This is a genomic window from Neobacillus sp. DY30, from assembly GCF_030123065.1.
Classification (GTDB): Bacteria; Bacillota; Bacilli; order Bacillales; family Cytobacillaceae; genus Neobacillus.
Genome location: NZ_CP126093.1, coordinates 1606515 through 1621392, shown reverse-complemented (window position 1 = coordinate 1621392; position 14878 = coordinate 1606515). Strand labels below are relative to the sequence as shown.

Sequence of the window (14878 nt, the reverse complement as noted above, 5' to 3'; positions counted from 1 at the left end):
TAAAATGTAAAAGACCTTCAAAGATGAAGGTCTTTTTCTAATATATATGATTTCTAGTGTCTTTATAGAAGATTGAATTTGCTGATATCTTAGTGAGCGTATTCAACCAAGAATTCATGTATACGTGCTGCTGCTTCTGACAGTCTCTCTGGGGGCTGTACTAATGCAATCCGGACATATCCTTCGCCTTGTTTTCCGAACGCGTCACCAGGGATTACAGCTACCCCGGCATGATTGATTAAATCAAAGGCAAATTGTCTTGATTTCCATCCGGAAGGGATTTTGGCCCAAAGAAACATCGTTGCAGGGGACTTGGCTAACTGCCATCCGCTTTTTTCTAGTCTGTCTATAAGGGTATTTCTACGAAATTCGTACTCTTTCACCTGCTCTTGCAATAGCGTGAAATCAGATGTAAGCGCAGCGACAGCTGCTTTTTGGATAGGATAAAACACACCATAATCAATTTGTGACTTAAAGGTTCCGAGGATATTTATTGCTTGTTCATTGCCAACTGCATATCCAATCCGGCAGCCAGCCAAATTAAAGGTCTTGGATAAGGAATTAAATTCAATCCCAACCTCCTTTGCCCCCGGAACCGACATAAAACTTATTTGCGGGTGATTATCATAGATTAATTCAGAGTAAGCAAAATCATGAACAACTAAAATATTGTGACACTTCGCAAAATCAATCACCTTTTCGAAAAAGCTTCTATTGGCCAATGCTGTTACAGGATTACCCGGATAACTAAGGATCATCATTTTGGCATTTTCCAAGACATTCAGAGGAATATCATCCAAAACAGGCAAAAAGTTATTTTCTGCTGTTAACGGCATAGGGTACAGCACACCGCCGGCAATGGTAACACTAGCTTCGTAAATAGGATAACCAGGATCCGGTACTAATACATAATCACCTGGATTAATGATTGCGGTTGCAAGATGCGCAAGACCATCCTGTGATCCCATTAATTGGAGTACCTCTTTTTCTGGATCAATCTCAGCTGCGTAACGCTGTTTATAAAAGAAAGAAACTGCGTTATGAAATTCCGGTATACCCTTTAGTGTATATCCGTAATTAGCTGGGTTACTTGCAGATTTTATAAGCTCTTCTACAACAAAGGCAGGCGGCGGTAAATCTGGACTCCCTACACTGAGATCTATAAAATCCTGACCCCTGTCTATTGCTTGCCGCTTAAGATCGGCTACTTCTTGAAATATACTTGCTGATAATTTTTGAACTTTAGTTGAAGCAACAAGATTCATAGATTGTACCCCTTTATCATTTACATAACCCAATATGTTTAGTTTATTGATACATTTTAGCAAAATTTTATCTATTAATAAAATTCTTTTAATTTTATAATTCTATTAACATTAATTATCAAATCATTATCTTTTAAGATAATGAAATTGACAGTATATTTTACGGAGGTAACTTGCAGGTGAAAGGAATTCAGTATGTAATCTTTTTATTGGGATTAACCTTTTTTGGTTTAGGTAATGCGATAGCGGTAAAGGTGAAACATGTTGGTTTACATCCCTGGGAAGTCTTAAACGTTGCATTATATCAACATTTTGGACTTACAATTGGGTCTTGGGGAGTAATTTGCGGGCTATTACTGGTTTTTGTCTCTTTTTTTACAGCAAGAAAGTATATTAGAATCGGTACTTTCCTAAATGCCCTTTTAATTGGTCCAATTATGGACTTTTTTCTATGGTTAGATTTTTTACCCGCGCCAACTCATTCTTGGGTCGATTATCTTATTTTATTTTGCGCCATTGTCATTGCTGGTATTGGCGGAGGGATGTATGTTGCCGCTGGACTTGGAGCCGGACCACGTGATGGTTTTATGCTTTCAATTTCAAATAAAACGAAATTATCAGTCAGTCAAGCACGTATTCTTGTTGAAAGTTTTGTGCTGATAATTGGTTTTATCTTGGGAGGTCCTGTATTCATTGCAACCTTCCTCTATACATTTATTCAAAGTCCAGTATTCCAGAGGTCTTTAAGCCTTTTTAACAGCGTAATCGAAGCTTTTAAAAATAAGAATAAACAAATGAGAGAAGATGTGTATTTTTAAACACACGTCTTCTCTCATTTTAACTAAATCACTTCCACTCTATCATTACTGAACTCACCATAATATTTTTGATGTGATAAATCGTTTATATTATGTTCGCTTGAGGCTGCAAAATAAGCTGATAATTTACCCTCATAGATTAATTCTAAAGAATTGGATTCTTTTATGTCATCTGGAGTAACCAATGAAAGCGGCTTCTGTTTATTTATTTTTACTCCTGATTCCTCCAGAAGAGCGGCAACAAAATGGGAACAAAAAAATGCATTTTTCCGCACCAACTCCAAATTGAACATAACGGCGAATAGCCCTAAAAGGTTATAGCGATAATCGCCCTTATTTTTTTCAATTTCTTCAATTTTTTGACAAATCGCATCATACTGTTTTTCAGATATTGTACAACAATAAATTGCACAATCAGCATTGCGAAAAATGCCGCCGCGAATATTTTCTCTGACAAAACCAGCTAGGAAAGGATTACGGGGTTTTTTTCTTCCAAAACTATAGACATCCCATAATTGGTCATCTAATGCTATGGAAGCATGATTATGCGGCTTCTTCGTATATAATTTAATAATTTTTGTTAATACCGTCCCGGTGTCTGTAAGAAGTACGTAAACCTTCCTCATCCTATATTCCCCCTTCATTTTTCATAGGAAGGGATTTCACTCATGTATCCCTTAACGATTTGATCATTTATTTTATTTTAACGTGTATTCCTTATGGCTCACACAATCTCCAGGATTATTTTAAACTAAGACTTAAGACTTACCGGTAACGGGGATTTCTTATATGTTCATATATTATATATTTACTAAAATAAATTCCTCATAGAAACACATTTTTCCTGTTTTTTTATAAAATTTTCCCATTTTTAACATTCAAGCATAAAATAATACATTCATGATGTAAGGGGTGTAAAAAATGGGATTATATATTAACAATGGCAAACATCCTACAGTTTATAAAAGTAAGAAGAAAATAAATGAACCAAACCAAAAGTTTGTGAGAAGAGATTATCTTTCAGAAGTTATAGACGAGCAGCACCAGGCTAATGTTTCACTGATTAACGCCATCAGTGAAATGAAACATCAGTTTCTGAATCAAGAGGTAGTACAAGCAAATAATTGGGATAAAATTGAGAATCAATTAAAAGAAATACGTAGAAGTAACCAAAAGCATATACAGTATGAAGAAGTGATTATGGATCTGTTAAAAACACAAGAAGAGCTGCAAAAACAATTATCCGAAAAAATCAGTAAACAAGAAGAGTTTCAAACTGGGGTTTTAGTTCGGCTGGACCAGCAAGAAGCATTGACAGAAAAAATCTCCCGGCAATTAAATCATATTCGTTCCATTCTTTTTGAACGAACTAATTATCTTGCTGAAAAAATCGATGAAGGTTACAAAATTACTTCTTCATATGTTTATAATTTAATGACAGGTTCAGACCAGCCGATAACTTTTTATTTAATGAACAATAAAAAAGGAGAAAAGCAGAAATAGACTCGGTGCCATAAAACAATGGCACCATTTTTTCAGCTATGCTATTTTTCTATCTAGATCGCTTCAACTTTTCCATAGTAATGGACAAAGTTTTTTAGTATCTCTTTCCCACATGAGGTTAATATGGATTCAGGGTGAAACTGAACACCTTCAAGAGGAAGTTCTTTATGCCGTATCGCCATAATTTCTCCGTTTTGCGTCCATGCGGATATCTCAAAACAGGATGGAAGTGTTTCCCTTTTAACAATTAATGAGTGATACCTGGTTGCCGGAAATGGGTTCGGCAGTCCTTTAAATATCGTTTTTCCGTCATGGTATATATCTGAGGTTTTTCCATGCATTAATTGTGCAGCAGGAACAACATCACCTTGATATGCTTGAGCAATTGTTTGGTGACCAAGACAAACTCCCAAAATGGGAATATCTCCTGAAAATGTCTTTATAATGTCTAAGCTTATTCCAGCTTCACTTGGATTACCTGGACCTGGGGAAACCATAATAAATTCAGGATCCAGCGTCCTAATATCATCTATGGTCGTTTGGTCGTTCCGCTGTACTATTAAGTCCTCCCCCAGCTCTTGTAGGTATTGAACTAAGTTAAATGTAAAAGAATCATAATTATCGACCATGAAAATCATTGCCGTTCACCTATTTCCCTTCAAACCTATCATTTTCTTATTCGTATTTATCATACATGAATATCAAAAACAAAAGAAGCCCTTTCTAATATGAAAAGGGCTTCCAATATGTTGAAGTCTGTAAGGTAACTTTTGCTATGAGATTTTCTTTAATTCCTCAGATAACTTGAGGAAAGCTTCTTTATTTCTCTCTTTTAGGGAGAGGTCGATTTCCTTACGGAGCACTTCTCTTCTAAATTCAATCAAGGCGTGGTTTAAAAACATCTCAGCAATCACAGAATCGTTGTTCTCATCAGTTTGTTGTGGTGAATTTAATAATCTCTTTTCCATGGAAATCAACTCCTTGAGCTTTTTTTAATTATACTGTTAATTATCTAAAAATTCAAACACTTTGTTCATTATTATCAAAAGAAATTTTTTCCTACCATATTTACCGCGTTTAATGGTGTCTGTTGATTTCTCCTCCAACAACAGAATGCCAAATTGCCTTAATTTAAGAAAAATTTAATAGTTTATTTAGATTGCTTTTATAACTTCCAATTACACTGAGCATGTAACGAAATAATGATTGGAGGAAATGTATATGAATAAGAAGCTTTTAGCGGTTATCGGGATTAGTGGAACGCTTATGTTAGGCAGTGTCTATTCGATTTCAGCAAATACATCTGGATACGAACTTTATAAGGAGGCGTTAAAGAAAACTCATTCGGCTGAAAGCGCGACGCTGAATGTAAACCTTAAAATTGAGGATAACAAAAAGACAATTTTATCATCTCAGTCAACTTTTCAATCTGATTCAATTAATCAAGTAAATTACATTACTACTCGTTTAGCCAATGAATCTGAAGTTAGCAATATGAACCTGTACAAACAGGGTGGTAATTGGTTTGTGATGAAGGACGGACTTGATACGGTTTACAAAATGGATACTTCAAAAAACCCACATCACAGTGATACAGCTGAACTAAAGGATGATGTAGAGAACCTCATCGATGTGATAACAAAAAATCTTCAACAGCAAATTACAGTGGCAGAAAAGAAAAACGGCAATCACGTGATTGAGCTAAATCTAACAGGTAAAGAAATTCCTCTTTCTGCAAATGCTTTGAGTACATTAATGATTAAACATGCAGTCATGATTCAAGACAATAACGAAACTGAAAAATCAGATTTTCACATTAAGGCAGAACTCCCTAAATTGGATCACGAAATAACGGTTAAGCAAGTCAAACTAACTGCACAAGTAAATAATGAAAATTTTATTGAACAGCAGACTGTCAAGGTAATCGTAACAGGCAAAGATAAACAGGGTGCCAGCCATGAATTAATATTTTATATTAATTTAAATGCAACTGATTACAATCAGACTACCTTAACTCCTGTTGAGATACCTGTTGTTAAAGTAGTCGAATTTAAGCACGGTAGATAGTTTTCTGAATTTAGTAACATATAGAGGGTGACAATTTTGGAAAAAGCAGTGGTTATTACGGGCATGACTAAACAATACTCAAGTGGCAGAGGTATAAAGAATATCGATTTAACGATAAACGCAGGGGAAATAGTCGGGATCCTTGGTCCAAATGGGGCTGGCAAAACTACCCTATTAAAATGCATGACCGGTCTTGCTTCTCTTGACCGAGGAAAAATTGAGCTATTTGGTGTAGACCTTCAAAATAATTACAAGAAAGCAATAGCTCCCGTTGGGGCTTTAATTGGACCTGCAGCTGCTTATGAAAAAATGTCATCCTATAAAAATCTAAAAATGATTTCTCGCCTATATTCTGGTATTACCGATACAGATATTGAATTGGTATTGCAGCAGACTGGTTTAATTCCTTATAAAGACGATAAAATATCCTCCTTTTCGATGGGCATGAAGCAGCGTTTTGGAATTGCCTCAGCACTTCTTTCCAAACCTCGCCTGATTGTTTTGGATGAACCTACGAACGGCTTAGATATTGATGGTTTGCTTTTGTTGAGAAAAACCATATTGGAAATATCATGCCAAACCGGTGCAACCTTTGTTATTTCCAGTCACCATATATCAGAACTAGAAAAATTATGTAATCGCTTCTGTTTTCTCATCAATGGGGCAGTCTCATTATTTGAAGCAGGTAACGAACCATTAGAGGATGTTTATGTCAGGAAGGTTGAGGTGGCAGGAAGATGAAAACAATCAGAGCAAGTACTTTCAATGAATTGCAAAAGCTTCTGACAAAAAAGGGTACCAAGCTATTTGTTCTCGCTGCGGTGCTTATTCCTGTGCTGACTAAACTTCTTGTAAATAATCTGTTTTTGACAGATTGGATGGCATTACCGACCGAAAATATTAATTTCAGCTTGTTGGATTTATTTGTGACCCTCTTAATCCCTTTATTTATTTTTATCGCGGCAACGGATTTATTTACTGGGGAAGGCGAACGTGGAACTTTACTACAAGTAAGACCAATCAGCCGAATGGAGCTTTTCTTGTCCAAAGTAATTGCTATTAGTGTTTTTAGCCTTTTTATACTTCTATTGGAATGGTTGGCTGTGATGATTAGCAGCGCTGTTTTTGATAAAGCTTTTGACATAACAGTTATTCCTTCAAGTCTAGGTGCCTTTATCGTGTCCTGGTTTCCCATTATCGTTCTGTCATCATTTGCTGTTATGTTGGCACTCTTCGTCCATTCTAGTATTCTTGCTATTTCTGGAATGATTGTCCTTTACTTAATCATGATGTTTATTCCATATGTACTGCCAAATTCCTTATATTTATTGCCATCCGCCTATTTAGATTGGTACATGCAGTGGCTGAGCGACGTATCAATCAGGTGGGTGATCCAAACTGTCACGTATTTGTGCTCTTCTTTCGCATTGTTTTTTTCAGTAGGCTATTATATGTTTAATAGAAAAGAAGCCTAACTGAAGGGTGTAAATCAATGTCTATTAAACTTCGGCTCATACTTTCAAATATAGCGATGATTACAGTACCAATTATTTTGTTTATGATTACCTCTTTGCTTTTAATCATAGTATTTCTCGGCGATATCCGTGAGATGGCTAACTTTCTGCCCGAAAGCCACAATTACCATAAAACGAAACAACAAGATACCATTTTCTTCCTCGAACTAAAAGAAAAATCTGCTGTAAATCCTGTTGAATTGATGAGTAAGGAGTATTTAGCATCACTAAACAATAAACTTAGTGAAATAAAGTCCGGGTTAATAATCCGTAAAAATGATGTGATTTACTATACTACGAAAGAGCTTGAAAATATCCGTACAGAGGAGCTGCCGGCTTTTGGAACAGAAAAAAGCTTCCGGAGCCTTGAAGAGATTGGTGATCAGACGTTTGCCATGAAGCAGCATGATTTTTACTTGCCGGACGGCAGTGAAGTCTCATTATTATTAATGAGAGACGCAAGTCCATGGAACCAGTTTGTACGAACCTTCTTCCCTATTCTATTTGGTTTATGTTTATTGATATTAATTGCAACAAATGGACTCTTAGCCTATTTTGTATCCAAAAGTATTATCAAACCAATTAATCAATTAAAGAAGGCAGCTCATTTTATAAAAAGTGGGAACCTTGAGCATTCCATTACAATAACAAGGCATGATGAGATTGGACAATTAACACAAGCCTTTGAAGAAATGAGAATCCAATTAAAGGAATCACACGAGATTCAAAAACAATATGAGGATAACCGAAAGGAATTAATTGCTCATATATCACATGATTTAAAAACACCGATAACCTCGATTAAAGGCTATATTGAAGGCATTCGTGACGGAGTAGCAGACACACCTGAAAAGAAAGCCCGCTATATCCAAACCATCTATACAAAGGCAGTGGATATGGATCATTTAATCGATGAATTATTCTTATTCTCTAAGCTGGACTTAGGTAAAATCCCGTTTGATTTTGAAAGGGTTGACATCAAAGATTATTTAACGGATTATTTCGAGGAATTGAGTTTTGATCTTAGAAAACAGAATGTAGATTTACATTTTCAATTTGCCCCTCAAGGCCATTATCATGTCTTAGCGGACCGGGAAAAGTTTAAACGTGTTCTTGCAAATATTATTAACAATAGCTTGAAGTACATGGATAAGGATAAAAAGGAATTAATCATATCCATGCGGTCTACTAACAACAACGTTGAGATTTCCATTGCTGATAATGGACCAGGTATCCCAGAAGAGTCTATCCCTTTTATCTTTAATCAGTTTTATCGTGCCGAGCAATCGAGGAATAAAGTAACCGGCGGCAGCGGTTTAGGACTTTCCATCGCAAAAATGATTATTGAAGAACATAACGGTGTGATAAACTTGGAGAGTACTTTAACGGTAGGAACAAAAATCATCATATGTTTGCCGCACGATATTTGCTTTGAGGAGATTCCATCATGAAAAAAATCTTAATCATAGAAGATGAAAAAAGCATTGCGGAATTAGAACAGGATTATTTAGAAATTAACGGATTTCATACAGAAATGGTCCATACAGGGGATGTCGGTCTACAGAAGGCACTTACACAGGATTATGATTTAATTTTGCTTGACGTCATGCTGCCAAACATTGACGGTTTTGAAATCTGTAAGAAAATTAGAAGCACCAAGGATATTCCAATAATTATGGTGACGGCTAAAAAAGAAGAAATCGATAAGATTAGAGGTCTTGGGCTGGGTGCAGATGATTATTTAGTGAAGCCGTTCAGTCCCAATGAAATGGTTGCGAGAGTCAAGGCACATTTATCCAGGTATGAGCGATTATCTATGAAGCACCCTCCTGAATCGCAAGGAATTTACATCCGCGGCTTATTCATCGACCGCTCTTCTCGCCGTGTGTTTGTGAATAACAAAGAAATTACTTTAACAACAAAGGAATTTGATGTTCTGACCTTCCTAGCGTTAAACCCGGAGCAAGTGTTCAGTAAGGACCATTTATTTGAAAGAATCTGGGGCTTTGACAGTACTGGGGACGTCTCAACTGTCACCGTCCACATCCGTAAAATAAGAGAAAAAATCGAAATCGACCCCTCCAACCCTGAATACATCGAAACCGTTTGGGGTTCAGGCTACCGTTTTCATTAACTTGGTGAACACCTAAAAGGTGTCACCTGGGTGACAGGCACCACAAAAAGACAGTGTCCACCTGAGGTGGACACTGTCTTTTGTGTATTAGTGTATCTGACTTTGGAATAGTGTGTTTCGGTTGTTAAATTTAGTGACCAGTTTTATTAGGAATAGGTTGCCGATCAGTAAAAAAGCTCCAATTAGGAATAATGTTAATGAGCTTAAGAAGAACATTCCACTTGCTTGGCTTATAATAATTCCAACGATTGGCAGAACAAGTATTCCGCCAAACTGCTGGGCTTCTTGGAATGTTTTGACCTTGGCTGAGATTAAGACATTTAAGATGATATTAAATAGGACTAATATTGGGATTACCCAAAACATTAGAATCATCCAGGTAGAGTTAAAATACAAAATCACTTTAAAATGAGGATACGTGATGACATTAACAATAATAGAACTAATGATAAAGGCAGCAAACGAAATAGCTAAGGTAGGAATTAATGAGGCTAATACCTTACCAAGAAACAAGTCTTTTATTGAAATAGGAGCAAACAATAATGTTTCTAACGTATTTCTTTCCTTCTCTCCTACAAAACTGTTTGATGAAGTAACCATTGAGTTAATTATGGCTACCATCAAGAAAAACGGAATCATCATAAAGGTTAAGAAAAAATAAACAAATTTATATCCTAAAGTTGGCAATCCATTAAGAGTATTTCTCATTTCCTCATCGGGGAAATTTTCAACAAAAGAATTAAGCGGTTTTTCAATATCTTTTGAAGATGTACTAACTAAATCAAAGTGAATTCCGATGTAGGCCACACAAGGTGGAACTACAACACATAGGATTAGTGCTAAGATTATCATTGGTACCCAAACCTTTTTAGATGAAAAAGTAGCTTTAATATCTTTCCTTGTTATTGTTAAAATTGTCTGCTTATTCACCCCCTCTTCCCTCCTTAATAGAAAAATAAATCGCCTCGAGGCTTCTGTTGGTTATTTCACAATTATGAACCCATGTTTCATTAAGAATATTAGCTAATAATGGAGTAATATCATCTTTATTAGACAGTAAGAATTCCAATTGATTTGATCCCTTTCTACTGAATCTATACTCCTTGTAAGTTTGGCTCTTCAGAGGTTTAAGACCAGTTTCTACTAATAACTTAATTTCTTTTAAGTATTTATTCTCTAATTCCAACAGCGTTCCAGTTTCTACGATTCTGCCATCTATTAAAAACAGATAAGAATCACAGATGGTTTCGAGCTGATGTAAAACATGAGAACAAATTAGGATTGTTACCCCATCTTCTTGATTCACTTTACGTAAATAATGGATGACCTCATTGATTCCTTCAGGATCTAGCCCATTCGTCGGTTCGTCTAGAAATAGAAGGGTTGGACTATGCAGTAAGGCTTTTGCTAGTGCGATTCTTTTCTTCATTCCTGTAGAAAAGCTGCCTACTAATTCATCCTTAAAGCTAAGCATATCGAACTGTTCAAGTAAATGTGTAATTCGTTTCGTATCAGAATGACCATATATATTTGAAAAGAAGACAAGATTATCCCAGGCCGTCATATCATGATAAAGACTTGCACTTTCTGTAACAATTCCAGCCCTTTTTCTAATTTCATCACCGTGTAACTTTGGGTCAAAACTCATTACCTTCATTGTCCCTGCAGTCGCTTCAATTACTCCATTTAATAAACGAATAATTGTTGTTTTCCCAGCTCCGTTTGGACCAAGCAGCCCATTAATACTTCCTGCTTTTATTGTAAAAGAAACATCCTTTAATATTTCACGTTGATTATACTGCTTGCTGACTTTTTCAACCTCAATAATATTTGTCAAATTTCTCCCCCCAAACCTTCATCCTTTTGTATAACGATTAAAGATGGGAAAACGTTCATAAAAATTTATAATTTTTTTGATAATCTTTTTTAAAAAGAATAACGGTAAATTCAAGAGGTTTTTGTATTTATGTTGCCGAATACAATGTAGAAATAAAAATTGAGGAGAATTGAGATGTCAACAAAAAAAGGGAGTATTCTGGTCGTTGAGGATGAAGAAAAGATTGCAAGAATATTGGAACTTGAACTTGAATATGAGGGATATGAAGTGACGAAAGTAATCGATGGCCTTGAAGCACTTGAAGCCTATCGTACCGGGAATTGGGATTTAATATTATTGGATGTCATGCTTCCAGGATTAAGCGGAATTGAACTTTTACGGCGAATTAGAAAAAATGATCTCCAAACACCTGTCATTCTATTAACAGCAAAAAGCTCTGTAGAAGACAAAGTATCAGGTCTTGACCTTGGTGCCAATGATTATATTACAAAGCCTTTTCAAATTGAAGAACTGTTAGCAAGAATCCGAGCCGCCTTAAGAATTAAACGTGCTGAAGAACAACAACCACAGAATAATAACGATGACCTGCTGCGATTTGCTGATTTGTCTATAAATCAAAAATCTAGAGAAGTTATTCGAGGCAATAGGGAGTCCATTGATTTGACTCCACGAGAATATGACTTACTAGTCTATCTAATGATGAATAAACGACAGGTGTTAAGCAGGGAGCAAATACTTGAGGCTGTTTGGGGGTATGATTTTTTCGGTGATACAAATGTTGTAGATGTCTATATCCGTTATGTTAGAAAAAAAATTGACCTGCCGCATCTGCCCTCGTTAATTCATACAGTTCGCGGCGTTGGTTATGTCATGAAGGATTCAAAATGAAACTTAGAAATAAAATTAATCTTTATACAGCTTTTTTATTTGCGATATTGTTGCTTATCATAAACATTACAGTTTATTATTCTTTCAGCAAATTAACTCTCGACAGCGAACTTAACACTGCGCATAATGAAATGAAAAAAATATCTGGGAATATCGGAAAATCACTTGGAACTATATCTGAAGATATTCTTTTACGGTCCTACGTCCCAGTCAATGGGATGATCCAAATTGTTACAAAAGATAAAAATGACTCCTCACCGTATACTAGCCCTGGTGCACATGACTTAAGCAAGAGAGAATCAGTATTTTATAGTAATGAAGTTAGTAAAGCAATAGAATACCAGGACCGGCTATTTAGCTTTGAATCTATGCCAATCATCTTGCAAGACGGAAGCATTGCCAACCTGCAGATAACAAAGAGCATGGAAACGGCAACCAATATTTTATCTATCCTTCGCCTTGTCTTGATCATGGTAACTCTTCTTGCGCTAATTCCTGTTTTGATTTCCAGCCGGATTCTCAGCGATCTAATTACAAAGCCCGTTACATCTATGATTAGAACCATGACAGATATAAGGGAAAGTGGAGCTTTTAAGCGCCTTAAGCTTGAGGGCAGCTCGAAAGACGAACTCTTTCAAATGGGTCAAACCTTCAACCATATGATTGATTTATTAGAAGTCAATTTTGATAAGCAGAAACAATTTGTTTCCAATGCGTCACATGAACTTAAAACCCCATTAACGATTATAGAAAGTTACGCGAGCCTTTTAAAAAGAAGAGGTTTAAAAGAACCGAAGCTTTTTCTTGAATCAATAGAAGCTATCCACTCCGAGGCAATCCGTATGAAGGAAATGACAGAACAACTGTTGATGTTAGCAAGGCACCATGAACAATGGAAAATTGAGCTTAACGAGTTAAACATTAGCCAGTTAATAACACAAACCGTCAAAGCATTTAAAAATGCATATAATCGTGATATTGAATTTGTCCAAAAAAATCATACTCCCCTATTCATTGAAACCGATGAGAAAAAGCTCAAGCAGCTCCTGTTTATTTTTTTAGATAATGCCAGGAAATATAGTGATGGAACCATTTTTATCGAATTAGGACATGACCAAGATGAAGTTTACATTAAAATTATTGACCAAGGAATTGGTATTCATGAAAGTGACCTTCCAAAAGTTTTTGACAGGTTCTACCGGGTAGACAAAGCAAGAAGCAGAAAACAGGGCGGATCTGGTCTTGGGTTGTCTATAGCAAAGGAAATTGCCGATGCAATTGGTGTTTTAATACATTTAGATAGTGTTGCAGGTACTGGGACTACTATCACAATTCTGAGCAAAAAAGTTAAAAAATTATAGCATTTTCTCATCACTTTCTCATTTTAATAGTAGAAAATAAATGTAATAAGGTGGTGAAGAACCGTGAAAAAATTATCTTGGTTTTGGGTAACGATGTGCACAATCATTGTTGTTATTGTATTTGTCAGCTGGCAGCAGTTCGGAAAACTTTCTCCGTCTGCTGACATGTTAACCAAAAAAGAAGCGGAGGAACTTGTTCAAGATCGTTACCAAGGTAAGGTCACATTATTAAAACTAGCTGACCAGCAATATCAAGTAGAACTCCAAAAACAAACTAAGCTTTATGTCATCAAACTAGATGCAAAAAGTGGAAAAATATTATCTTTTGACGAAAGATCTGAATCAACAACACCTACTCCCGATTCTCCTCTCAAAGGAGAGCTTCCTGAAGAAGAATTAAAACAAATTGTACTTAATACTGTAAACGGTTCACTTGTATCTTTTGAGAAAATTGTTACAAATCAACATTCTTCTTATAAAGCAATTGTCAATGAAGCGGACAAACAAACAACGATAATTGTGGATGCCTCTTCAGGTGCTATCCTCTCTACAACATCAACTTTAATCAATGAACCACCTAAGCGATTAACAGAAAATGAGGCTGTTACGATTGCGAAATCTCAGGTTCAGGGAGAGTTAGATGATATTTGGCTGGCTACGGAAGGGAATCAAACCTTTTATCTCGTTAAAATTGAAACAAATGATGATCGTGAAGCAACTGTCCAGATTCATGCCATCACCGGGGACGTATTGTCAGTCTCTTGGGATGATCATACAAGTGAACAAAAAGAAAACGACAATAATGATGATGACTAGTTAATAAACTACTATTATAAACAAGCATTTCTCATTAATTTCTAATGTTTCTATCCTTTTACTCTCATATTTAGTGGATATACTGAAATTGTAGAAAGGTTATAAAAAAGGAGGAAATGATAATGAAAAATAAGGTTTTGATTGGTGTAGTGTCATCGTTACTCATTTTGGGAGGAGCTATTGCAGCAGGCGCTTCAAAAAATGATACTCGCCCAGATGATTCCATTCATCTAGATGACAAATCCTCGGTAATAGATCTTAATACACAAAGCTTCCCTGAAATCAAAGAAGGACAAGAAATTGAGCTAGAAACAGAGCACGGTCAGTCATTTTACAAAATTGAAAGTGATGATGACGGCGGCAGTTCAACTGCTTCTCCATCAAATACCTCATCTATATCCGTTGAAGAAGCATCAAAAATCGCTGTGAAAGAGGTAAACGGAACGATTACCAAGGTTGAAAAGGAAATGGAACATGGCAGACTCGAATATAAATTTGAAATACAGTCAGATCAAGGTGAAGTTGATGTTCGAGTGGATGCAGAAACAGGAAAAGTTACACGAGTAAAATTTGATGATGACAACAGGGATCGAAATGATGACGACGACGATGATGACAGGGGCAGAGGCAGTGATGACAACGGGATTGATGGATAATAATAAGGAGAGAATAATC

General features: G+C 36.0%; 17 protein-coding genes. 11 read left to right on the top strand and 6 right to left on the bottom strand.

The window, feature by feature from the left end; all coding sequences use genetic code 11:
- Positions 1-89: 89 nt before the first annotated feature.
- Positions 90-1265: an LL-diaminopimelate aminotransferase gene (locus QNH29_RS07965; protein WP_283864280.1), complete on the bottom strand. Its 1176-nt coding sequence runs from the start codon at positions 1263-1265 to the stop codon at positions 90-92.
- Positions 1266-1438: 173 nt separating this feature from the next.
- Between QNH29_RS07965 and QNH29_RS07960 the strand changes: the two genes are divergently transcribed.
- Positions 1439-2083: a YczE/YyaS/YitT family protein gene (locus QNH29_RS07960; protein WP_283864279.1), complete on the top strand. Its 645-nt coding sequence runs from the start codon at positions 1439-1441 to the stop codon at positions 2081-2083.
- Positions 2084-2106: 23 nt separating this feature from the next.
- Here QNH29_RS07960 and QNH29_RS07955 read toward each other — a convergent pair whose 3' ends face one another.
- Complete coding sequence (locus tag QNH29_RS07955; RefSeq protein WP_283864278.1) at positions 2107-2709, bottom strand: hypothetical protein; 603 nt, start codon at positions 2707-2709, stop codon at positions 2107-2109.
- 295 nt (positions 2710-3004) lie between these two features.
- Between QNH29_RS07955 and QNH29_RS07950 the strand changes: the two genes are divergently transcribed.
- The gene (locus tag QNH29_RS07950; RefSeq protein ID WP_283864277.1) at positions 3005-3586 is read left to right on the top strand and encodes a hemerythrin domain-containing protein; all 582 of its coding nucleotides are present in this window, start codon (positions 3005-3007) and stop codon (positions 3584-3586) included.
- Positions 3587-3639: 53 nt separating this feature from the next.
- Here QNH29_RS07950 and pabA read toward each other — a convergent pair whose 3' ends face one another.
- Both pabA and QNH29_RS07940 read right to left on the bottom strand, forming a co-directional pair.
- Positions 3640-4224, bottom strand: coding sequence for an aminodeoxychorismate/anthranilate synthase component II (gene pabA, locus QNH29_RS07945; protein ID WP_283864276.1), 585 nt, complete (start codon positions 4222-4224; stop codon positions 3640-3642).
- 135 nt (positions 4225-4359) lie between these two features.
- Complete coding sequence (locus tag QNH29_RS07940; protein ID WP_283864275.1) at positions 4360-4554, bottom strand: IDEAL domain-containing protein; 195 nt, start codon at positions 4552-4554, stop codon at positions 4360-4362.
- Between the two features lie 253 nt (positions 4555-4807).
- Here QNH29_RS07940 and QNH29_RS07935 point away from each other — a divergent pair, with 253 nt between their 5' ends.
- From QNH29_RS07935 to QNH29_RS07915, 5 genes are read left to right on the top strand one after another with little or no spacing between them, the layout of a single operon-like run.
- Positions 4808-5653 (top strand): hypothetical protein, encoded by an 846-nt coding sequence (locus QNH29_RS07935; RefSeq protein WP_283864274.1) that lies wholly within the window; start codon positions 4808-4810, stop codon positions 5651-5653.
- A gap of 36 nt (positions 5654-5689) precedes the next feature.
- Complete coding sequence (locus tag QNH29_RS07930) at positions 5690-6394, top strand: ABC transporter ATP-binding protein (RefSeq protein ID WP_283864273.1); 705 nt, start codon at positions 5690-5692, stop codon at positions 6392-6394.
- Complete coding sequence (locus QNH29_RS07925; protein ID WP_283864272.1) at positions 6391-7128, top strand: ABC transporter permease; 738 nt, start codon at positions 6391-6393, stop codon at positions 7126-7128. The genes QNH29_RS07930 and QNH29_RS07925 overlap by 4 nt, the downstream gene beginning before the upstream one ends.
- A 17-nt stretch (positions 7129-7145) precedes the next feature.
- Complete coding sequence (locus QNH29_RS07920) at positions 7146-8618, top strand: sensor histidine kinase (protein WP_283864271.1); 1473 nt, start codon at positions 7146-7148, stop codon at positions 8616-8618.
- Entirely contained in the window at positions 8615-9301 is a 687-nt protein-coding gene (locus QNH29_RS07915) for a response regulator transcription factor (protein WP_283864270.1), read from the top strand. The genes QNH29_RS07920 and QNH29_RS07915 overlap by 4 nt, the downstream gene beginning before the upstream one ends.
- An 87-nt stretch (positions 9302-9388) precedes the next feature.
- Here QNH29_RS07915 and QNH29_RS07910 read toward each other — a convergent pair whose 3' ends face one another.
- Positions 9389-10231, bottom strand: coding sequence for an ABC transporter permease subunit (locus QNH29_RS07910; protein WP_283864269.1), 843 nt, complete (start codon positions 10229-10231; stop codon positions 9389-9391).
- On the bottom strand, positions 10224-11138 hold the full coding sequence (locus QNH29_RS07905; protein ID WP_283864268.1) for an ABC transporter ATP-binding protein: 915 nt from the start codon (positions 11136-11138) through the stop codon (positions 10224-10226). The genes QNH29_RS07910 and QNH29_RS07905 overlap by 8 nt, the downstream gene beginning before the upstream one ends.
- 174 nt (positions 11139-11312) lie before the next feature.
- On the opposite strand from QNH29_RS07905, the gene QNH29_RS07900 reads away from it, so the two are divergent.
- The 4 genes from QNH29_RS07900 to QNH29_RS07885 all read left to right on the top strand — a co-directional run bounded on the left by QNH29_RS07900 (position 11313) and on the right by QNH29_RS07885 (position 14859).
- On the top strand, positions 11313-12026 hold the full coding sequence (locus tag QNH29_RS07900) for a response regulator transcription factor (protein WP_283864267.1): 714 nt from the start codon (positions 11313-11315) through the stop codon (positions 12024-12026).
- Positions 12023-13387, top strand: coding sequence for a sensor histidine kinase (locus tag QNH29_RS07895; protein ID WP_283864266.1), 1365 nt, complete (start codon positions 12023-12025; stop codon positions 13385-13387). Before QNH29_RS07900 ends, QNH29_RS07895 begins: the two co-directional genes overlap by 4 nt.
- A 63-nt stretch (positions 13388-13450) precedes the next feature.
- On the top strand, positions 13451-14203 hold the full coding sequence (locus QNH29_RS07890) for a PepSY domain-containing protein (protein WP_283864265.1): 753 nt from the start codon (positions 13451-13453) through the stop codon (positions 14201-14203).
- 122 nt (positions 14204-14325) lie between these two features.
- Positions 14326-14859: a PepSY domain-containing protein gene (locus QNH29_RS07885; protein WP_283864264.1), complete on the top strand. Its 534-nt coding sequence runs from the start codon at positions 14326-14328 to the stop codon at positions 14857-14859.
- The last annotated feature ends 19 nt before the right edge of the window (positions 14860-14878 follow it).